Source organism: Micromonospora sp. NPDC005194 (assembly GCF_040608335.1).
Classification (GTDB): Bacteria; Actinomycetota; Actinomycetes; order Mycobacteriales; family Micromonosporaceae; genus Micromonospora.
The window spans coordinates 37293-58195 of the sequence record NZ_JBEXIA010000016.1 but is presented as its reverse complement, the minus strand read 5'-3'; the positions used below and the strand labels follow the sequence as shown (position 1 = coordinate 58195).

Here is a 20903-nt window from a genome sequence, read left to right as displayed (position 1 = left end):
ACGCCGACCGTCTCCCCACACCGATTGGACCTGTCATGAAACGCAAAAGGCTGTCGCACGGACACGCGTCGCGGAGCACCCGGTCGTTGCGCCGACTTCTGATCGCTCTGGTGAGCGCGATGACCGCGCTGGTTGGCATCGTCGTCGTCACGTCGTCGCCGGCCACCGCCGCCACCAGCCAGTTTCGCGGCATGAACTGGGCCGTGTTGGGTGACAACTTCAGCACCGGCCCGCTCGTCGTGCAGGGCCTCAGCTCGTCCGACAGCAACGCGACGGTGCGGGCCAAGGCCAATGCCCTCTACGACAGCATGGCTTCCACCATGGGGGTCAACACCGTCCGGCTGCCCATCAACACCCACACGGTGGGAACGGCGTGGTGGGAGGCGTACCGCGGCGCCATCGACGCCGCGACCGCCCGCGGGTTCAAAGTCATCCTCGCCTACTGGGAGGACGGCGCGGCCTCCGGCGGCAGGATCACGAACCTCGCCGCGTGGAACGCGATGTGGTCCACGGTGACCAACACGTACGGCTCGAACACCAACGTCTACTTCGAGCCGATGAACGAGCCGCACGGCTACAGCTCGGCGGAGTGGCGCGACGTCGCGGCGAACTGGCTGAGCTACCACTACTCGGCGGTGCCCGGCCGGGTGCTCATCGGTGGCACCGGCTTCAGCCAGGATCTGCGCGACATCTGCAACGACACCCGCTTCAACTCGACCCTGCTGTCCTTCCACTACTACGCGTTCTTCTACGGCGCGATGACCTACGACGCCTTCCGCAGCCACATCCAGACCCGCCTGGGCAACTGCGCCTCCCGCGCGGTCGCGACCGAGTTCGGCGCTCCCATGAACGACGGCCGCAACTACGCCGACGCGGGCAGCACCGACAACTTCGTGCGCTACATCCGCGCGATGGCCCAGGTCATGCGCGACAACCAGATGGGCGGCACCTACTGGCCCGCCCTCGGCGGCAAGCCGGGCACCATCGGATACGACTGGTACTCGATGTTCGCCCTCGGCGGCAGCGGCACCAACCTCAGCCTGACCGTTCGCAACACCTCCGGCGCCGACCGGATCCGGTACGCCTGGGGCGACACCATCGACGGTGGTCCGACGACGCCTCCGCCCACGACGGGAACGTTCTACCGGATCAACGTGCGGCACAGTGGCAAGGCGATGGACGTCCAGCAACCGAACACCGACAACGGCGCGCGGGTCGGCCAGTACACGTACGGCGGCAACGCGTGGCAGCAGTGGCAGTTCCAGGACGCCGGCAGTGGCTACTGGCGCATCATCAGCCGACACAGCGGAAAGTGCCTCGATGTGGTGAGCGCTTCGACCGCCGACGGCGCCGAACTCGTCCAGTACACCTGTGGCACCGGCACCAACCAGCAATTCCAGATGGTCGCCAACGGCAGCTACTTCCAACTCCGCGCCCGGCACAGCGGCAAGTGCGTGGACGTACCGGCCGCATCGACGGCGGACGGCGTGATCCTCAAGCAGTATCCGTGCAACACCGGCGCCAACCAGCAGTGGTCGCGCACGGCCGTCTGACGCTCGTCTCGCCGCGACGACCGATCCACGGTGGCCCGCACCCCCGGTACCGAGCTGGTGACCGGCGCCGGGGGTGTGCGCCGTTGCGACGCCGCCTATGCCGGCGTCGCAACGGGCAGCCCGGCGACGTCAGACGGCCCTGAGGTCGGCCGCGCCGAAGGAGACGGCGAATCGCTTGCACCAGATGGAGACGCTCCGGAAGTCGCGGGGGTCAACCGATGCCGGTATCTCGTACACCTGGTTGCCCTGATTGCCCTTGAGCCTGGCCAGTTCGACCCATTCGCCGTCATCGAACACCCGCCACCCGGCCTTGCCGAGGGTGACCGGTTGGTCGGTCAGCCACACTCGCAGGTCCGGCCCGCTCGACGTACTCAGGTTCCGGATGACGAGCTGGTGGCGCCCGTCGGCGAGCCGGTGGATCTCGGCACTGCCGGTCGTCCGGTGCTCATGGGTGACGAACTCGCCGGCGGTCAGGATCGCGTTCCCGGCTGGTGTCGCCGCCGGAGCCGCCGACGCGGGAGTGGGCGCGGTCGACGTGGTCCCCACGGGGGGAACCGCCTCGTCGACGTACGTGTCGGTGAACAGCTTCCACGGTTGGAACCAGTAGAGGGCCAGAGCCGCCACGAGGACAGCGGAGGCGAGACCGGCCCAGGCCACTCGCGACCGGAAGATCCATTTCCCCACCCCCGCAGCGTACGACCCCCGCAGCCGTCGAACTGGTCGCGAACCCTTTCGGAACCCTTACGACGCTCCGGGTCGCCCACTCCAGCCAACGTCGGTTGTCGTCGATGAACAGGTGGTGCGGTGCGGTTGCGGGCCGGCCGGGCCGGCACACCACACCGTTGCCGATCGCCCAGGCTGATAGGTTGATCTCAGGTGTGCCGGGAAGCCTGGTCGGCGTTGCGATAACGGCTGACCAGAACCGGAGAAGCGCCGAATGAGCATCCTGGCCTGGATCGCGGTGGCCGTGTTCGCCGCCGCCTACGTCCTGATCGCAACCGAGAAGATCAACCGGGTGGCGGTGGCCCTGGGCGGCGCGTCGATCATGTTGGCGATCGGGGCGACCGATGCCGAGCATGCGTTCTTCTCCGAAGAGGCGGGCATCGACTGGAACGTCATTTTCCTGTTGCTGGGGATGATGCTGATCGTCGGAGTGCTGAAACGCACCGGCCTGTTCGAGTACTTGGCGATCTGGAGCGCGAAGAAGGCTCGGGGCCGTCCGTTCCCGATCATGGTGATCCTGGTGGTGGTGACCGCCGTGGTGTCGGCGGCGCTGGACAATGTCACGACCGTGCTGCTGGTGGCGCCGGTGACGCTGCTGGTGTGCGAGCGGCTCGGCGTGCCGCCGATCCCGTTTCTGATCGCCGAGGTCATGGCGTCCAACATCGGTGGCGCGGCAACCCTGGTCGGCGACCCGCCGAACATCATCATCGCCAGCCGGTCGGGGTTGAGTTTCACCGACTTCCTGAACGTCATGGCCCCGCTGGTGCTGATCGTGCTCGTCGTGTTCGTCGGCCTGTGTCGGATCATGTTACGCACGGCGTTCCGCTACGACGCCGAGCGCGCGGCCCGGGTGATGGCGCTGCGAGAGGCGGACGCGATTCGCGACCGCCGCCTCGTGGTGATCAGCCTGGTGGTGCTCGGCACGGTGCTGCTCGCGTTCAGCCTGCACACGGTGCTGGACCTGGAGCCCTCGGTGGTGGCCGTGCTCGGTGGCCTGCTGTTGCTGGCGTTGTCGCGGCTGGACACGGAAGACGTGGTCAAGGACGTCGAGTGGCCGACGCTGGTGTTCTTCGCCGGCCTGTTCGTCATGGTCGGAGCCCTGGTCGCCACCGGAGTGATCGACAGCGTCGCCCGGTCGGCGACCGAGGCCGTCGGGGGCAAGCTGTGGCCAGCCACCATGTTGATGCTGTGGGCGTCGGCGGGGCTGTCGGCGATCGTGGACAACATCCCGTACGTGGCGACGTTGAGCCCGATCGTGAGCGAGCTGGTGAACGCCGAAGGTGGGCTCGGTAAGGCTCAGGTGCTGTGGTGGGCGCTCGCCATCGGGGCTGACTTCGGCGGCAACGCCACCGCCGTCGGCGCTTCGGCAAACGTGGTGGTGCTCGGCATCGCCGAACGTGCCGGGCACAAGATCACGTTCTGGGGGTTCACCAAGTACGGTCTGATCGTCACCGTGATCTCGGTGGCGATCGCGGTGCCGTATCTGTGGCTGCGATTCTTCTGACGCTCAGGTGCCGAGCATCCGGTCGAGCAGCCCGTCCAGGGTGATCGCGCCGGTCATCACCCGGTCGTGGTCGACGACCGCGACCAGCGGCACATTCGATCGCGCCATCACCGAGGCGACCTCGAGCAGGGTGGCGTCAGCGTTGACCGCCGGCAGGCCCGGACGGTTGCGGGGCAGCAGGTCCGCGACGGTGCGGTCGCCTATCCCCTCCAGGATCACGTCGGCAGCGGCCTCGTCGATCACCCGGGCCAGCGCCGGATCGTCCTGGCAGTAGGACGGCAGTGCCATCCGCAGCACCTGCGTGCCAGCCAGCACCGTCGACGGGCGGCCCTTGGCGTCCACCACGATCAGGCCGGGCAGGTCCTGCGCCGCCAGGATCCGCGCGGCCTCCCGGGCCGGCATGTCCTCGGTGACGGTGTCCATCGGGATGGCCACATCGCTCGCGCGCATGCACCGACGATACGCCCGGACGCCGCGTTGACCGCGCTGACGCCGCCTGGCAGCCCCCCACTCGCAGTGGACCTATTTCTGGTAGACGTCCGGAACGTCGTCATGGTCACGGTCGACCTGCTCGGCCTCGTAGATCTGCCGGTACACGCGATTACGCAACCGCAAGATGACCGTGGCGAGCGCGGCGGCAATCAGGGAGCCTCCCAGCACAGCGATCTTGACCCGGCCGTCGGCGTCGCTGCCGACACCGAAGGCGAGTTCGCCGATCAGCAGCGAGACGGTGAACCCGATGCCGGACAGCACGGCCAGGCCGACCACGTCGATCCAGGCCAGCCCCGAGTCCAGTCGGGCCCGGGTGAACCGCGCGACGAGCCAGGTTGCCAGCAGGATGCCGATCGGCTTGCCGACGACCAGACCGAGCATGATGCCCACGGCGATCGGGTCGGTGAGCGCCTGCGTCAGGCCGTCCAGCCCGCCGACGGCCACCCCAGCGGCCATCAGCGCGAACAGCGGCACCGCAACACCGGCGGAGATCGGCCGGAATCGGTGCTCGAAGTGCTCGGCCAGGCCGGGTCCGGGGCCGGCCCCTGTGGAGCGCGGCACCGGGACGGCGAAGGCGAGCAGCACCCCGGCGACGGTGGCGTGCACGCCGGAGGCGTGCACCAGCGCCCAGGTCGCGAACGCCAGCGGCAGGAGCAGCCACCATGAGCGCACCCGCCGCTGCACCAGCAGCGTGAACAGGCCCAGCGGCACCACCGCGGCCAGCAGTGGCAGCAGCGACAGGTGGGCGGTGTAGAAGACCGCGATGATGACGATCGCCAGCAGGTCGTCCACCACCGCCAGGGTCAGCAGGAAGGTGCGCAGCGCGCTCGGCAGATGCCGGCCGATCACCGCCAGCACGGCGAGGGCGAACGCGATGTCGGTGGCGGTCGGAACCGCCCAGCCCTTCACCGCGCCGCCCCAGTTCACCACCGCGTACAGCAGGGCCGGCACGAGTACGCCGCCGACCGCGGCGGCGACCGGGACCGCGGCCCGGCGGGGATCACGCAGATCACCGGCGACGAACTCGCGCTTGAGTTCGAGACCGGCGACGAAGAAGAAGATCGCCAGCAGCCCGTCAGCCGCCCACGTCGCCAGCGACAGGTCAAGGTGCAGCGCGTGGGGCCCGACGGTGAGCGCCGTCATCGCCTGGTAGCGGTGCGCCCACGGCGAGTTCGCCCAGATCAGCGCCACGACGGCACCGACCAGCAGCAACGCGCCGCCGATCGTCTCCTTGCGCAGTACGTCGGCGATGCGACGTGCCTCAGCCCAGGAACCACGGCCGAGAACACGAGGAGGCGACTGAGGGTTCGACGTCACAAGCAGGCCAACTTTCGAAAGACGGGTCGGAACCATCTGCCGACCAGACTTCCCGGCGCACCGGAACCCATCGTACCGGGGCCTTTCGCCGCGGATCCCTCGACCGCAGACAGCCGACGGCGCGCCATCGGCCGCCAGATCTCGTTTCAACCGACCGGCTCCGTGGGTACGCTCCCACCGGCTGATCATCCGATCGACGGAGACCCTCGTGATCATGGCTCTGCTGCTCGACCTCGCCAACATCGTCGGTGGTTTCCTGCTCGCCGTCTCGGTGCTGCGGCTGTTGCCACGCGTCGGTGACGACCTGGGCCGCCTCGCCGGTCGGGCGGCCCCGATCGCGTGGGTGGTCGGCCTCGTGGCGCTCGTGACCGGCGGCTACCACCTCATCGTCCACCTGGTGTCCGGCCCCCGGGTGTTCCACTTCGAGGTGGTGGGGATCGGTGTGGGGCTCGCCCTGTTGTGGAGCCGGCTGACCGGTCGGCCGGCGTCGCGCGAGGAGCGGTCGGACGGCGCGACCGGAGTCCGCCTGTTGCTCGCGATCTTCGGTCTCATCGCGATCGTCGTCGGTATTCAGGGGCTCTTCACGCCGGACGGCTGATCAAGCCCGCACGCCCGACCCGCGCGTGCGGCGTTCGCGCATGAGCGGGGTGTCACCCCGGCGGTCAACGTCGGTTCCCATCAATTCCCTGATTGAGGAGAGTCCCATGTCGGTCCAGGCATTTCTCTACGTCATCGCGGTCATCCTGATCGTGCTCGCCGCACTGCCACTGCCCACTCGGGGTGTCTCGTTCGCGCTGCTGGGCGCCGCCTGCGCCCTGCTCGCCTACGCCTGGCCGGTGATCACCGACTGATTCTTCGTCGGTGTGGTCGGTGGCCGGCAACCAGCACCCGACAGTGTTGCCGGCACCCGGCCATGTCCCACCTTGCGGGGTCCGACAGGGACTCGTCGATGGACGGACGCGACGGACGCCAGCGGCGTCCACGAGACGCTTCCGGTCACCGGGGCAGGCCGAAGTGGTGGGTGAGCGAGGCGCGCAGGGTGTCCGCATCCCCGGCGGACCAGGCGACGAAGCAGTCGGGGCGTACGAGCAACGCGGTCGCGGTCGTGCCCCGCAACGCGCCGGTGGCGACGTCGACCCGGTCTCGCCAGGGCGCGGCCACCTCGGCGTAGACACCCGTGGAATCCAGTAGCAACGGCCGGGCGGTGCGGGTCAGCTCGGCGAGGCGTACCGCGGCGTGGTCGGCGTGCACGACCACGTCGGGGGCGCACCGGCCGGCCAACGGGTCGGCGGGGTCGGCGGGGTAGTGGATGTCCGCGCCGGACATCAGCGCCGCGATGTGCCCGGTCACCTCCGGGATGCGCAGCAGTTCGGCGAAGAGTTCCCGCAGGCCGGTGATCTCGTCGCCGGGCTCGATGAGCGCCGACTGCGCCTGGGTGGACATGACGACCCGTTCGGCTACGGGACGGCGCTCGGTCTCGTATGTGTCGAGCAGGCCCTGCGGCGCCCACCCGCGCACCGTGGCGGCCAGCTTCCAACCCAGGTTGACGGCGTCCTGCAGGCCCAGGTTGAGGCCGGGGCCGCCGATCGCGGGGTGCACGTGCGCGGCGTCGCCGACCAGCAGCACCCGGTCGGCGCGGTAGCGGGCGGCGATGCGGGTGTTGCCGCCGGTCAGCCGCCGCAGCAGGCCGGGGCCGTCGGGTGGGCCGAAGGGGACGTCGACGCCGAGCACCCGGCCGACGCTGGCGCGTAGCTCCGCCAGGGTCATGGGGGTCTCGTCGCTCGTCGGCGCGTCGGGCCACTCCGTCGTGCTCAGGATCGCCGGGCGGCCGGGGAAGGGCGCCCAGGCGATCATGCCGCGCGGGGTGCGGGTGTGCTGGAACGGCGGGACGACGCCGTAGCCGGGGGCGCACAGCCCGCCGGTCTCCGGGTCGAGGGATGACGCGGGGACGGTCACGGTGGCGGTGCGGGAGACCGACCGGTCGAACGTGGCGCCGGGAAAGTCGATGCCGGCGAGGCGGCGCACCGCGCTGCGACCGCCGTCGGCGCCGACGAGGAAACGGGACGTGAGCTGCGTACCGTCGGCGAGGTGAACCTCGACCGCGTCGGGGCGTTGGCGGAGGTCGACGACCTCGTGGCCGCGGCGCAGGTCGACGCCGAGCTCGACGGCGCGGGCGGCGAGGGTGGCCTCCAGCTGGGCCTGCGGCACGCCGAGCACGTAGTGCGGATTCTCCGCGAGCACCGTGAGATCCAGCGGGAACGCGCCGAAGGTGAAGGCTGGTTGGGGGGACGGCGGGGTGCTCTCGCCGCTGAGCCGCGCGTAGAGGCCGCGCCGGTCGAGCAGGCGGACGACCTGGCCGACGAGGCCGTTGGCGCGGGGCTCGCCTCCGGGCGTGGCGTGGCGTTCGAGGACGACGGGGTGGACGCCGGCCAGAGCGAGTTCGCAGGCGAGCATGAGGCCGTTGGGGCCGGCTCCGACGATGAGCACATCGATCACGATCGTGATCCCTTCGGGGTGTGCGTCATCGCCGCGGCAGGCGCGGAACGCGACCGGCCCGCCGTGGGGTGTGACGCGGACAAGAAGTGGCTGGGGTGGTGCCGTGAGCGAGGGGCGGGCCTCAGCGGGGCGGCGCGGGGAGGCCGGCGGCGACCTGGGTGAACGCGTCGGTGATGAGGCGCTCGATCGGGGTGGGCGGGTCGGGGCTGTCGAGATAGTGCTGCATGGCGACGGCGACCGCGGCGCTGGCGGCGGCCGCGACGAGCCTCGGATACATGTCGGTGGCGAGGTCGGTGCCCGTGCGCTCGGCGACCGCGGCGGCCAACTCGGCCTCGGCGATCGCGACGGCGCGCAGCCGCTCGCCCTGCAGGGCCGGCTCGGCGAGCATGGTGCGTACGCCGGCCACCCACTGGGCGTGCGCGGGAGACGGCATGGCGTCGACCTCGGGGCCGCGGGTGAACTGCTCCAGCGAGGCCTGGGTGAGCGCCGCCCAGAGCGGCTCGTCGGCGGGGCGTTCGCGCAGCGCGGCGGCGGTGCGCAGGCTGCGGTCGAGGTGGCGGGAGGCGATCGCCTCGGCCTTGCTGGAGAAGTAGTTGTTGAAGGTGCGCGGGGAGACGCCGGCAGCCTCGGCGATGTCCTCGACGCGGACGTTGTCGTAGCCGCGCTCCGCGGTGAGGTGGATCGCGGCCCAGCCGAGCGCCGCCCGCGTCTCGGCCTTCTTGCGCTCCCGCAACCCCGTCATGCCACCACCCTAGCACTAATTGCGCGCCCCGCAAATATGCGTGCCACGCAAACTGATGGTCGCTGGTGCCCAGCTCACCCGACGATCGGGTAACTCCCGATCCTCGGTGACCGGTCGGCCTCACTCGGCGGGGAGGCGATAGCCGAGTCCCCGTACCGTCTGAATCAACTCGGGCCGACCCAGTTTGGCGCGCAGCGCCGCCACGTGGACCGCCAGGGTGTGCCGGCCCGACCAGGTGGTCTGCCACACGTCCAGCATGATGCGCTCGCGCGTGAGCGCGAGGCCGGGTCGACGGGCGAGCGAGGCCAGGATGTCGAATTCCTTGCGGGTCAACGACACCGGCCGGGCGTCCACGTGGACCGTGCGGGCCGAGAGGTCGATCCGCAACCCTCCGACGTCGATGACGTCGGACGGTCGCGGACCCTGCCGTGCTGTTCGCCGCAGCAACGCCTCGATGCGCGCCTGAAGCTCGTCCATCGCGAACGGCCTGACGACGTAGTCGTCGGCGCCCATCCGCAGGCCGACGATGCCGCCGCGCTCCTCGCCCCGTTCGGTGACCGCGATGATGCCCAGTTCGGCGCTGCGTTCCCGCAGCGCCCGGCACACGGCGAATCCGTCGCCGTCCGGCAGACAGAGATCCAGCAGGACCAGGTCGCAGGGGGCCGCCACGAGCGCTGCGGCACCTGTCGACGCGTGTTCCACCTGATAACCGCACCGGCGCAGCGTCGAACCCAGGACCGCAGAGATCCGCCGGTCGTCCTCCACGAGCAAGATCCGCATCGCCCCGCCTGTCGTCGTCGCGGCGTCCACCCGGCGCGGGGCGAGAGCGGGATCGCCAGCGGCCAGGGCGGCCGGCGACGTCGTCGACGCACCTCGTCAGTCCCGAACGACGGGGGGACGTTCCGCCGCGAATAACAGCCGACAGCGCTGAGCCGGCGCTGATTTCTGGCTGAGGCGGCGATCGGACGGGCGGACGTCGAGGGCGCGAGGCATGGTTGCTCCGCACGGAATACTGGTCGGTGAGGAACTCGCGGTCGAGGCGTCGCGATCGAACTTGAGAGAGTCTTGACCGGCGTCCCGGCTAGCCGAGCGGTGCCGCCTCGGCGGCGCCGATCTCCCGGAACAGCTCGTGTGCCGCCCGCCATCGGGTCTGAGCCGCCGACGGACGGCCCAGCGCCGCGTACGCGCCGCCGACGGTCATCAACGTGCGGGCGTACGCGAGACGTTGCCCTGCCCGGCGTTGGACGCGCAGCGCCGGACGGCCCTCGACGAGGCACCCCGCGGGATCGCCGAGGCCCAGTCTCGCGGCGGCGAGGCGGCTGCGCGCCTGACCGGCCACCAGCCGGTACCCACCGGCGCGGGCCGCCGCCATCGCACCGGTGGCGTGCTCGTGGGCGCTGTCGAACTCCTTGCGGGCCGCGCTGAGATCGGAGAGCAGCATCAGCGCCTCGACCCGGGCGCGCTCGTTGCCGGTCCGATCCGCCAGGTCAAGCACCAGATCGAGCCGGCGGCCCGCCTCCGCCAGTCGGCTCTGCCGCAGCAGTACCTCGGCGAGCGCGGTCTGGGTGACCACCTCCAGTCGGCCGTCCGCCAGTCCCTGGACGATGTCGAGGCCGAGGTGGAGCACCTCCTCGGCCTCCGCGTAGCGTCCCGCGTCACCGTGCACGCGGCCGAGCGTGGTGAGCGAAGCGGCCTCCTCGTGCCGGGCGCCGATCGTCCGGCCGACGCGCACCGCCTCCTCCGCTGCCGTCCGCGCCTCGTCGAGCCGGCCGAGCTCCCGGGCCACCAGCGCGAGGTTCTCGCTGGCCACGGCAGCGCCCAGATGTTGGCCGGTCGCCCGCAGCAACCCCATCGCCAGTTCGCCGTGCCGTGCGGCCGCGGCCAGCTCGCCCACCTCCTCGCAGGCGGCCGCCAGGTTTGCCAGCGTGCCGGCCTCGGCTCGGCGGTCGCCGATCTCCCGATCGATGACGAGAGCCTGCTCGAACCGGCTGATCGCGGCCCGGGGCCGGCCCAGCTGAGCCAGTGCGATACCGATGCTGCAGTGTGCCGCCGAGGCGCCGACCTGCCAATCGGCTCGGGCGGCGAGCGCCGCGACCGCCTCGTACTCGGCGCGGGCGGCGCGCAGATCGCCGGTACGCCAGTTCAGCAGTCCCAGGCTTTGTCGCATCACGGCCTCGCCGCGCAGGTCGCCGTCGCGGCGGGCCGCCTTGAGCCCGGTCCGGGCGATCGACCGCCACTGGCTCAGCGGCGTCCGCATGCGGAGGAAGTCGTACAGGGCGTGGGCGAGTTGCCACGCCATCCGGTCTCGGCCGTCGGCAGCCGCGTGTTCCAGCGCCGCCACCAGATTCGCCGTTTCCGCACCGAGCCATTCGCGGGCGGGTGCCTGATCGTCGAGCTCAGGGATCCGTACGCCGGTCGGCGGTGGATCCGGCGGCAGCCGTAGCCGCGACGGGCCGTTCAGCGCGGCGCTGGCCCGGGCGACAGCATGCAGGTAGAAGTGCAGCAGCCGGTGCACGGCGGCGGCATTGTCGGCCGCGTCGCCATGTTCGGCGGCGAGCTGCGCTCCGTACTCGAGCAGCAGGTCGTGGCTGACGATCCGGGCTGCCCGGGTGATTCGGATCAGGTGCAGTCGGGCGAGGGTGTCGATGAGCGGTTCGAGATCGTCGCAGGGCAGGCCGGTCAACGCCGCGGCCGCGGGTACGGCGAGGCCGGACGGTGCCGGCACCAGTCCGAGCAGCCGGAACACCCGACCCGCTGGGGCCGGGAGCGCCTGGTACGACAGCTCGAACGCGGCCCGGACGGCGGTGCTGTCGTCACCCTCGACCCGCAGCTGCGCGACCCGGCCCCGCGCGATCAGCTCGTCGAGGTGCCTGCGCACGCTCACGTGCGCCCGGTCGGCCAGGCGGGCGCCGGCGATGCGCAGGGCCAGCGGCAGGTGCCCGCAGATTTCGGCCAACTCCCGAGCAGCGGCCGGGTCGGCGTTGATCCGCTCGGCCCCCGCGGTGCCGACGAGCAGTTCCACCGCGTCGGCGGCAGGTAGGACGTCGAGAGTGAGCCGAGCGGCACCGTCCCGGGCGACCAGGCCGCTGAGCCGGTCCCGGCTGGTCACCACCACCAGGCAGTCCGGGCCGCCCGGAATGAGTGGCCGCACCTGGTCGGCGTCGGCGACGTTGTCCAGTACGAGCAGAACGCGCCGACCGGCGAGCGTCGAACGGTACAGCGCGACCTGCGCGTCCGGCTCGGCCGGTATCCGGTCGGCGGTGACGCCCAGCGCGTCCAGCAGCAGCGGCAGCGCCTCACCGGGGGTCCGGCGTGGACGACTGTGGAACCCGCGCATGTCCACGAACAGATGTCCGTCGGGGAAATGGTGGTGGACGTCGTGCGCCCACCGCACCGCCAGGCTGGTCTTGCCTGCCCCCGCTGGGCCGCAGACGACGGCGACCGGCGCCGCCCGCTCCCTCAGCGCCTCGTCGAGGAGGGCCAGTTCGCGTCGGCGGCCGACGAAGCCGGGGGTGGCCGCCGGCAGTTGCCGCGGCACCACGCCCGTCGGTTCCCGCACCCGCTGCCCCGCGGGTTCCGCGGCGGGCTCGGCGCCGGCGAGCATTGCGCGATAGGCCCGCTGGAGCTCCTCGCCCGGCTCGATGCCGAGCCTCTCGACCAGGTTCTCGCGGACCCGACGGAACAGGGTCAGCGCGTCGACCCGACGGCCGCACCGGTGCAGCGCGATGAGCACCGCCAGCGCCAGACGCTCCCGGGCCGGGTTGTCGGCTATGAGGTCGGACAGATCGTCGACGATGTCACCGTACCGGCCCAGCCGGAGATCGAGGTCGGCGCGCAGCTCAACCGCCGCGAACCGCTCCTCGTTCAGCTGCGGGGCGACGAGTTCGTCCAGCCACGGGCCGGCGACGTCCGCCAACGCCGGCCCCCGCCATCGACGCAGAGCGCGGTCGACCAGCTCACGAGCCTGCTGCGGCTCGCACGTGCGCGCGGACCGCAGTAGATCCCGAAAGTCGTGCAGATCCACCGCGGACCGGTCGACGGTGAGCCGATAGCCGGTCCCCACCCCCACCAGCTCGGCTGTGCGTGGCGGGTCAACCGAGTTGAGCAGGGCCCGTAGTCGGGAGACGCAGCCCTGTACCGCGTTACGAGCCGATGCGGGCGGTGCCGTGCCCCACAGTGCCGTCACCAGGCGGTCGATGGGAACGATGTTTCCGCACTCCAACGCCAGCATGGCCAGCACGGTGCGTTGCTGCGCGGCCGACGGGCCCAGCCAACGGGTGCCGTGCCACACGCCGACCGGACCCAGCAGCCGGATCTGCAGGCCGTCCTCCACTTGGTCCACGCCCGGTCCGATCCGTAGGAATCCACGACGCTGGAAATGATCTCACCATCGACACGCAGCCGACGGCCCATCGACGCCCACCCCTGAATCAGCCGTCCGTGTCGTCGGTCACGCTCCTGCCGAGGCGTCCCAACGCCCTCCGGGACCTGGCGTCCACAACGGACAAGCCCGGCGCGGTGCGGCCGCCACTTGTCGTGGCTGCTTCGGTCAAGATCTGTTCAAGAACATCGCCGAAACCTGGACCCCTGAATTGTTCTCTTGAAACGGTGATGGAAGTGGATCAAAACAGCATCGATGTCCGGAGATGCATCGATGCTCTCCATCGTCCGGACGCCGTCGTCACCACCTCGGAAGGAACCGTCGTGTCAGGACCATCCGGAGCGCACTGGGGGCGCGCCGGGGGTCGATCAGCAGCACGGTCGAGGCGACCCCCGCGGGGTGGTCGACCGAGCAGCCCCAGTCCGCCGCGGCGTCGCTCCGGACCCGCGGGTTCTCGCTCGATTCGGGCGCCGATACCGGTAGATCGTCCTCAGGGACCAGATCCGAGGAGTACGCATGAACCAGGAAAAGGGACTATCGCGGCGGCAGATCCTCCGCGTTGGTGCCGTGGTGGGATCGACAGTCGCCGTGGTGGCCGTCTCGGGCGAGTCGGCATCGGCCGACCCGGGGACGGATGCGGCACAGGCCGGCTCGCGCGGTGAGCTGGCCCGCGTGTCAGCGGTGGCGGCCGGCGGTGCCGTGGTGGGTACGCCGAAGGTGGCGAACCGCACCGCGATCCGGGCGGCGGAGCGTGTTCCGTTCGCCGGCTTCCCGGACGGGATCGCCCCACGACCGGGTGACCTGGTCACCGTGACCGACCTGTGGCCCGGCCTCGCCGTGGCCGCCGTGCCGGTGGTGCACTGGGTGACCGGAGTGCCGAAGCGCGACGGCAGCGGCTATGCGGTCGCGGGCCAGCGGCTGGCCGCCTCGCCGTTGCTCGACAGGCGGACTGCACGACGGGTGCGGGTCTGTGTCCTGGACACGGAACTGGCCGACGCCCAGGTCCTCGCGGTCGTCCCGGCCTGAGCTGGTGCCGATGATCGACGCAACGGTGCGGATCGTCGCGGCAGCTGTCCTGCTCTACACCGCGGGTCAGAAGCTCGCCGCGCCCATCGCCTTCCGTCGCACGCTCGTCGCGCTCAGGATGCCGCGTCCGCGCGTGCTGGCACTGCTGGTCAGCGGCGTGGAGCTGGTCACCGCGGTCCTCCTGCTGACCGCACCGCGTGCCTGGGTGACAGCGGGCCTGGTGATCGCGCTCGGCGCGTCGTTCGCAGGTGCGGCGTCGATCGCTCTGGCACGGGGCGCCTCGGTGCGCTGTGCCTGCTTCGGCGGCACGTCCGAGGCGAAGCTGGGTTGGACGCAGCTCGCGCTGCTCCCGATCTGGCTCGCCGTCGCCTGGACGGCGCACCGCGACTCATCGGATCTGCTCGTCGGTCCGGACGCCGTCGCGGTGACGGCGCTGGTGCTGTGCCTGGCGACCGTCGTCCGTCAGCTGTTGCCTCTGGCCCTGCGGAGCTGGAGCTACCTCAAAGTGTTGGAGAGTCAATGGGCTTCCTCTGGGTCGTCGTCGCCGCATTGAGCGTGCTGATGGGGATCTGCGTGTTGGCGCTGATCGACCAATATCAAACCCTCGAACTGATCCGTACGTCCCTCAAGCTCGAAGACAACCCGTCGCCGATCCCGATCCCGATGGACGACTCGATCAGGCCCTCCCTGGTCGGGCTTCCGGCACGACTCGACGCGCAGCCGCATCTCGCGCTGCTCTTCCTGTCCGTGTCCTGCACGACCTGCCGGTCAATCGCGGAGGGCCTGCGCCGCAAGGACCTGGAACTGGTGTGGATCGTCCTGCAGCAGGCGCATTCCGAGCAGGAGGGCCGCGCCTGGCTCGAAGGACTGAACATACCAATCGACCGGGCGACCATCGATGTCGAGGAAAATGTCGCGCGGGCGATCGGCATCGACACCGTCCCGTCGGTGGTCCTCTACCGCTCGGGTGAGGCCTTCCTGGCCCAGACACTGCCGTCATTCCGGCAACTGCAACCGCTGTTGAACGCCCGCACCGTCCCGTCCCGCCTGCCCGTCGCCAAGGAAGGAACCGTACGGCTATGACCAATCAGATGGAGTGCGTGACACCGACCGAGACGGCGGTGCTCACCGACCGCCGTCGTAGCCGCCGATTCGCGCTCATGGGCGCGGCGTCCGCGGTCGTCGCCGGCCTGGCCACCGTACTGAAGGCATCCCCGGCGGTGGCCGACTGCCTGGGGTCGCCCTGCTGCTCGCTGGCCAGCTGCACCCGGTGCCACTACGCGGTCGAACCCGATCGCTACACCTGCCCGTCGGGCTATTACCGCACGTTCTGGACCTGCACCAGCGGCAGCCGCACGTACGGCTGCGGTGAGTGCAGCAAGAGCAAGACCTCGTGCTGGTCCGGTCCGTTCGCCTGCTCGATCTGGTACGTATGGTAGTTCTGTGGACGATCGTGCTCGCCGTGGTGGCGGGCTTCGCCCAGCTCTTCAGCCCTTGAGGCCAGTCCTTCATCGGAGTCATCCGCCCCTTCGTGCAAGGGGACTCGTCCCGTCTCGTCCGAAGCGGTCTGCGCTTCGTCGCCGTACTGTCCGTCGCGCACATCGCCATGGCGGGCTTCGTCACCGCGTCGCTGTACCAGGTCGGCACCCTGTTCGCCGGGCGGCTCGATGCCCAGCTCACCGTGGGGCTGTGTCTCGTGGCGGCACTGGTGGCGGCGGCCTTCGACGTACACGCGATCCGGACGGATTCGTACGCCCCCGGGCTGCGCCGACAGACGTCCAAGGAACTGGGCCATCGGGAGAACATCCCGTGGTGGGTTCCGCCGATGATCTGGGGTCTGGACACCGGCCTCATGTGGAGCACGTTCCGGGTGTCGGCGACGACCTGGGTGCTGCTGGTGGCGGCGCTGCTCAACGTCGCTCCGCAGTGGAGTGGGCTGGTGTTCGGTGGCGCGTTCACCGGTCCACTGGTCGTGGCGATTCTCGCCGGTCATGGAAGCGTGAGTGACCTGGGGCGTCCCGGGCCACGGCGGCTGGTGCAGTCCGCGGCGGTCGCCACGGCGTTGCTGCCGGCCATGGTGGTGGTCGTGTCGTCCGTGATCTGAGGTTCGGCCGGGGCCCGACGTGGGCCCCGGCCGAACCGGCGCGACCCCGATGACGGTGCGTCCGCCCGTCCGCCCCCCCGCGACTGCTCCGCTACTCCGGCCCCGGCCCGCGACCACGGGTACGGTTTCTGTGCTCGACAGGTACGGGCACCGACGGCATGTCGCCGGGGCGGGAACGTCCGGCCCGGTGGCGACGGAGCGTGGAGGGGAGCGAGGGTGGCGCAGCCGAGAGCACTCGTGGTTCGGGGCGGCTGGGAGGGGCACCAGCCGGTCAAGGCGACGGAGTTGTTCATTCCCTTCCTCGAACGCAGCGGCTATGCCGTACGGGTCGAGGAGTCGACCCAGATCTACGCCGATGCCGCCGAGATGGCCGACACCGACCTGGTCGTGCAGTGCATGACGATGTCGCAGATCACCGCTGACCAGGTGGCGGGCCTGAGCGCCGCGGTCATCGCCGGCACGGGTTTCACCGGCTGGCACGGCGGGATCGTGGACGCGTTCCGCGCGTCGTCGGAGTACCTGCATCTGGTGGGCGGCCAGTTCGCGACCCACCCGGGTAAGGAGCCGTGCGAGCGCCACGGCGGCCCGGAGGACAACTTCCTGCCGCACACGGTGCGCATCACCGACCTCGGCCGGGAGCACCCGATCACCGCGGGGATCGAGGACTTCGACCTGGTCACCGAGCAGTACTGGGTGCTGCACGACGACCTGATCGACATCCTGGCCGTCACCACCCATCCCACGCAGGCGTGGCATCCATGGCACCGGCCGGTCACCTCGCCGGCGATCTGGGCGCGACGCTGGGGTGCCGGGCGCATCGTCGTGACCACACCGGGGCACAGCCTCGACGTGCTGGAGGACGCGAACGTCCGTACCGTCATCGAGAGGGGGATGGTGTGGGCGACCCGCACCGCGTCGGCATCGTAGGTCTCGGGGTCATCTCCCGCGCGTACCTCGACACCCTCGCGAACCACCCCGCGGTGCGCATCGTCGCGCTGGCCGACCTCGACGCCTCCCGGTCGGCCGCGGTCGCGGCCACGATTCCCGGCAGCGAGGCGTTGAGCGTCGAGGGTCTGCTCGCCCGTCCGGAGGTGCAGACGGTTCTCAATCTCACGATCCCCGCGGCGCACGCCGAGATCTCACTCGGCGCGATCGAGGCGGGCAGGAACGTGTACGTCGAGAAGCCACTGGCCGTGACGTTTCCGGACGGCCGCTCGATCATCGAACGGGCCTCCGCGGCTGGCGTCCACGTCGGGTGCGCGCCGGACACCGTCCTCGGCACAGGTACGCAGACGGCACGGGCGGCGATCGACGGCGGGCTCATCGGACGCCCGCTGTCGGCGACGGCCGTCATGGTCACACCGGGACACGAGCGCTGGCATCCCCACCCCGACTTCTACTACGCCCCGGGCGGCGGCCCGTTGCTGGACATGGGGCCGTACTACATCTCAGCGCTCGTCCACCTGCTGGGGCCGGTTCGCGCGGTCGTCGGAGCCGCCAGCCGCCTGCGCGCCGAGCGTGTCATCGGCTCGGGCCCGCGCAACGGCCAGCGCGTCCCGGCGGAGGTGGACACCCACGTGACCGGTGTGCTTGAGCATGCCAACGGTGCTCTCTCCACCATCACCACGAGCTTCGACGGCGTCGCGACGACGGCCGCGCCGATCGAGGTGCACGGGGAGACCGGCACGCTCGCCGTACCCGATCCGAACATGTTCGACGGGGACGTGCGCGTCTTTCCGCTGGGCGGCACCGAATGGCGCGTTCTCGAACCACGGGCCGGTTACGTCGAGGGCTCCCGCGGCATCGGGCTGATCGACCTGGTCACCGCCGACGGTCAGCGCCCGCCCCGCGCCGGCGGCGACGTCGCGCTGCACGTACTCGAAACGATGACCTCGCTGCTCGCCTCGGCGGCCGAGGGCCGGCGGATCGAGCTGACGACTGTGGCGCAGCGGCCGGCACCGGTTCCGCTCACTCCGGTCAACGACTGGAAGAAGTGACCCGGTGCGGGCCGGCGGCTCTCCGCCGGCCCGCACCGTTGGTCAGAGCACGGTCCGCCGCCGTCAGGGGGCCCAGGGGGCGGCGATGTTCCAGGTGCTGTCGGCGGCCCAGAGGGTGGGCCGGTTGTAGGCGTCACCGCCCGTGCCGTTGCTGAGCCAGACCTCCGAGTTGTAGTGCCGGAGGTACTTCCCGCGGAAGTTGTACGACTCCAGCGAAACGCCGCTTCCGGTCAGCCCCACCCGGGCGCACCAGGTGGCGTCGGCCCGCAGGAGCGCTGACCCGTCGTTTGGCGAGTTGCGGACCCGGGAGTCCTGGTGCCGCAGGTACTGACCGGGATAGTTGACCGACTCGAAGGAGTAGCAGGCGCCGTCGGCCAGGCCGGGCCGAATGGTGTACGTCGCGTCGTTCTTGAGCAGCGCCGAGCTGCCCGCGTCGACCACCTCGGTGTACGCCAGGCTGTTCTGGTGCCGCAGGTACCGGTTGGTGTAGCCGGGGGTGGTCACCTGCAGTGAACGCCGGGTGTTGACCGGCAGGGCGACGGGGGCGGAGCTGCCGATCGTCCGGGAGGCGTTGACGAGGGCGGTGTTGGCCGCGCGGACGCGGGCCTGGTCCATCTTGACCACCTGCCGGTCGTAGGTGAGGAAGCCGTTCAACTCCCCCTCCTGGTCAGCGATCTCGGTGTAGATCGAGGCGCTGAGTCCCTTGCCGAGCATCAGGTTCTGCGCACCCTCCACCAGCCCCACGTACCGGTCGGTGAGCGCAGCGGAGGTGGGTTGCCACTCGTAGGCGAAGAACTGCCCGTTCGGGCTGTACTCGTGGCCCGGGGTGCGCAGGCCCAGGCCGCCGAACTCGCCGAGCACCGCGATCCGGCCGCTCGATGGCGAGGGTGAGTCCGGACCCAGGTAGACGTGCCAGTCGTCGATGTCGCCGTTGCCGGGGTCACCGAGGGACTGGCAGCAGTTGTGCCCGCTGTGCGGGTTGACCAGCCGGGTGGGGTCCTGATTCTTGATGTTCTGCGCCACGCGGCGGGTGTCGGCCAGGGCGCGCTCGCCCCAGCCCTCGTTGTAGGGCGTGTAGGCGACGACCGCGGGGGAGCTGCGGTGCTCGTCGACGATCTCGCGTGCCTCGCTCTCGAACTGCGCCTGCTGGGCATCGGTGGGGTCGATGTTCTGCGCGGTCAGCGACGGGATGTCCTGCCAGACCAGCAGGCCGAGCCGGTCGGCGTGGTAGAACCAGCGCTGCGGTTCGACCTTGATGTGCTTGCGCACCATGTTGAAGCCCAGGTCCTTGTGCTTCTGCAGGTCGAAGGCGAGAGCGGCGTCGGTCGGCGCGGTGTACAGGCCGTCCGGCCAGAAGCCCTGGTCGAGGGTGCCGACCTGGAAGACGAACTGGCCGTTGAGCTTCGGTCGCAGCACCCCGTTGACCATGCCGGTGGTGATCTCCCGCATGCCGAAGTAGTGGACGGTCTGGTCGACCGTCGCGCCGCCGGCGTTGCGTAGGCGTACCCGCAGGTTGTAGAGGAACGGGTCGTCGGGTGACCAGCGGCGGGCGTTCGGCACCGGGACGCTGAAGTCGGTGAAGCCGCCGGTGGCGGAGCCGACAACCGTAGCGCCGTCGAGCGCCTCGGCGAGCACGCTGTGCCCGCTCACGTCGCCCCGGGTGAAGACCCGGATCCGCAGGGTGTTGGTGCCCAGGTTCGGGTAGACGTCCACGCTGCTGATCGACGCCGCGGGCACCGGCTCCATCCACACCGTCTGCCAGATTCCGGAGCTGGGCGTGTAGAAGATCCCGCCGGGCTGCTTGGTCTGCTTGCCGATCGGGGGCAGGCTGCCGTTCTGCCGGGTGTCGGTCGGGTCCCACACCTTCACCACGATCTCGTTCACGCCGCCGTTGAGCTGCGGGGTCACGTCGAAGGTGAAGGCGTCGTAGCCGCCGGTGTGCGCGCCGACCCGTACGCCGTTGACCCAGACCGTGCTCTGCCAGTCCACGGCGCCGAAGTGCAGCAGGGTCCGCCGGCCGGACCAGTTCGGCGGGACGGTGACGGTGCGTCGGTAGAACAGGTAGTTGCGGTTGTCGTTGGCGGCCCGCTGGACACCGGAGAGGGCGCTCTCCACGGGAAACGGCACGTTGACCCGCTCGGGCAGGTCGGTGTTGAACTGCGGGGCGTCGTCGGTGCCGGACTGGCGCAGCTGCCACTCCCCGTTGAGGTTGAGCCAGTCCGGTCGGGTCATCTGCGGTCGCGGGTACTCCGGCAGGGGCGTCCCGGCCAGCGCCTGGCTGGTCCACGGGGTGGTCAGTGGCGGCGTCTTGGCCGGTGCGGCCCGCACCGGTCGGGTCGGTGCGGCGAACACGCCGACGACGAGGGCGAGGATGAGCAGTAGGGGCAGGGCGGGGCGGGCGGGGACCTGACGTGTCATGCCGTCTCCGAGGGGCGGGTCGCCGCGGGCCGTACAGCTGAGCCCGCAGCGCGCGGGCGGTGGGCATCGGGTGGCTTCTCGAACGCGGACGGCGGATGTCGGCGGGATTTCCACCCACAGGCGATGGTGATCTGATCGACATCCATCACC

Annotated in this window: 19 protein-coding genes; 11 read left to right on the top strand and 8 right to left on the bottom strand. The window is 70.6% G+C overall.

Translation table 11 applies throughout. The features are described from left to right. Window positions 1–119: 119 nt before the first annotated feature. On the top strand, window positions 120–1553 hold the full coding sequence (locus ABZU53_RS16280) for an RICIN domain-containing protein (protein ID WP_355066562.1): 1434 nt from the start codon (window positions 120–122) through the stop codon (window positions 1551–1553). A 129-nt stretch (window positions 1554–1682) separates the two neighbouring features. Here ABZU53_RS16280 and ABZU53_RS16275 read toward each other — a convergent pair whose 3' ends face one another. Beyond that, window positions 1683–2210 carry a DM13 domain-containing protein gene (locus ABZU53_RS16275; RefSeq protein ID WP_355066603.1) on the bottom strand — a complete coding sequence of 176 codons (528 nt, stop codon included), beginning with the start codon at window positions 2208–2210 and terminating at the stop codon, window positions 1683–1685. Between the two features lie 280 nt (window positions 2211–2490). On the opposite strand from ABZU53_RS16275, the gene ABZU53_RS16270 reads away from it, so the two are divergent. Next, entirely contained in the window at window positions 2491–3780 is a 1290-nt protein-coding gene (locus ABZU53_RS16270) for an ArsB/NhaD family transporter (RefSeq protein ID WP_355066561.1), read from the top strand. A 3-nt stretch (window positions 3781–3783) separates the two neighbouring features. Here the strand turns inward: ABZU53_RS16270 and ABZU53_RS16265 are convergent, their stop codons facing one another. Together ABZU53_RS16265 and nhaA are read right to left on the bottom strand one after the other, a co-directional pair. Beyond that, the gene (locus ABZU53_RS16265; RefSeq protein ID WP_354855530.1) at window positions 3784–4230 is read right to left on the bottom strand and encodes a CBS domain-containing protein; all 447 of its coding nucleotides are present in this window, start codon (window positions 4228–4230) and stop codon (window positions 3784–3786) included. A gap of 72 nt (window positions 4231–4302) precedes the next feature. Continuing rightward, window positions 4303–5589: a Na+/H+ antiporter NhaA gene (gene nhaA, locus ABZU53_RS16260; RefSeq protein ID WP_355066560.1), complete on the bottom strand. Its 1287-nt coding sequence runs from the start codon at window positions 5587–5589 to the stop codon at window positions 4303–4305. Between the two features lie 214 nt (window positions 5590–5803). On the opposite strand from nhaA, the gene ABZU53_RS16255 reads away from it, so the two are divergent. Together ABZU53_RS16255 and ABZU53_RS16250 are read left to right on the top strand one after the other, a co-directional pair. Beyond that, a complete protein-coding gene (locus ABZU53_RS16255) occupies window positions 5804–6187 on the top strand; it encodes a hypothetical protein (protein WP_354855533.1) in 384 nt (127 codons plus the stop codon). Window positions 6188–6293: 106 nt separating this feature from the next. Next, entirely contained in the window at window positions 6294–6440 is a 147-nt protein-coding gene (locus ABZU53_RS16250) for a hypothetical protein (protein WP_272616708.1), read from the top strand. 145 nt (window positions 6441–6585) lie between these two features. Here the strand turns inward: ABZU53_RS16250 and ABZU53_RS16245 are convergent, their stop codons facing one another. From ABZU53_RS16245 to ABZU53_RS16230, 4 genes are all read right to left on the bottom strand, one after another. Beyond that, window positions 6586–8085 carry an FAD-dependent monooxygenase gene (locus tag ABZU53_RS16245; RefSeq protein WP_355066559.1) on the bottom strand — a complete coding sequence of 500 codons (1500 nt, stop codon included), beginning with the start codon at window positions 8083–8085 and terminating at the stop codon, window positions 6586–6588. A gap of 121 nt (window positions 8086–8206) precedes the next feature. Continuing rightward, window positions 8207–8827: a TetR family transcriptional regulator gene (locus ABZU53_RS16240; protein ID WP_354855527.1), complete on the bottom strand. Its 621-nt coding sequence runs from the start codon at window positions 8825–8827 to the stop codon at window positions 8207–8209. A gap of 120 nt (window positions 8828–8947) precedes the next feature. Then, window positions 8948–9607 carry a response regulator transcription factor gene (locus ABZU53_RS16235; protein WP_355066602.1) on the bottom strand — a complete coding sequence of 220 codons (660 nt, stop codon included), beginning with the start codon at window positions 9605–9607 and terminating at the stop codon, window positions 8948–8950. Window positions 9608–9908: 301 nt separating this feature from the next. Continuing rightward, a complete protein-coding gene (locus ABZU53_RS16230; RefSeq protein WP_355066558.1) occupies window positions 9909–13169 on the bottom strand; it encodes a BTAD domain-containing putative transcriptional regulator in 3261 nt (1086 codons plus the stop codon). A 555-nt stretch (window positions 13170–13724) separates the two neighbouring features. Here ABZU53_RS16230 and ABZU53_RS16225 point away from each other — a divergent pair. The 7 genes from ABZU53_RS16225 (at window position 13725) to ABZU53_RS16195 (ending at window position 18335) form a co-directional block, all read left to right on the top strand. After that, window positions 13725–14234 (top strand): hypothetical protein, encoded by a 510-nt coding sequence (locus ABZU53_RS16225; protein WP_355066557.1) that lies wholly within the window; start codon window positions 13725–13727, stop codon window positions 14232–14234. 10 nt (window positions 14235–14244) lie between these two features. Continuing rightward, the gene (locus ABZU53_RS16220; protein ID WP_355066556.1) at window positions 14245–14787 is read left to right on the top strand and encodes a MauE/DoxX family redox-associated membrane protein; all 543 of its coding nucleotides are present in this window, start codon (window positions 14245–14247) and stop codon (window positions 14785–14787) included. Beyond that, complete coding sequence (locus ABZU53_RS16215) at window positions 14754–15317, top strand: hypothetical protein (RefSeq protein ID WP_354855524.1); 564 nt, start codon at window positions 14754–14756, stop codon at window positions 15315–15317. Before ABZU53_RS16220 ends, ABZU53_RS16215 begins: the two co-directional genes overlap by 34 nt. Then, on the top strand, window positions 15314–15673 hold the full coding sequence (locus ABZU53_RS16210; RefSeq protein WP_354855523.1) for a hypothetical protein: 360 nt from the start codon (window positions 15314–15316) through the stop codon (window positions 15671–15673). The genes ABZU53_RS16215 and ABZU53_RS16210 overlap by 4 nt, the downstream gene beginning before the upstream one ends. 92 nt (window positions 15674–15765) lie before the next feature. After that, complete coding sequence (locus tag ABZU53_RS16205; RefSeq protein WP_354855522.1) at window positions 15766–16338, top strand: hypothetical protein; 573 nt, start codon at window positions 15766–15768, stop codon at window positions 16336–16338. A gap of 216 nt (window positions 16339–16554) precedes the next feature. Beyond that, the gene (locus tag ABZU53_RS16200) at window positions 16555–17265 is read left to right on the top strand and encodes a ThuA domain-containing protein (protein WP_355066555.1); all 711 of its coding nucleotides are present in this window, start codon (window positions 16555–16557) and stop codon (window positions 17263–17265) included. Next, window positions 17235–18335: a Gfo/Idh/MocA family oxidoreductase gene (locus ABZU53_RS16195; protein ID WP_355066554.1), complete on the top strand. Its 1101-nt coding sequence runs from the start codon at window positions 17235–17237 to the stop codon at window positions 18333–18335. Before ABZU53_RS16200 ends, ABZU53_RS16195 begins: the two co-directional genes overlap by 31 nt. Before the next feature lie 63 nt (window positions 18336–18398). Here ABZU53_RS16195 and ABZU53_RS16190 read toward each other — a convergent pair whose 3' ends face one another. Continuing rightward, window positions 18399–20753, bottom strand: a complete 2355-nt coding sequence (locus ABZU53_RS16190) for an AbfB domain-containing protein (protein ID WP_355066553.1) — start codon at window positions 20751–20753, stop codon at window positions 18399–18401. Window positions 20754–20903 lie beyond the last annotated feature (150 nt).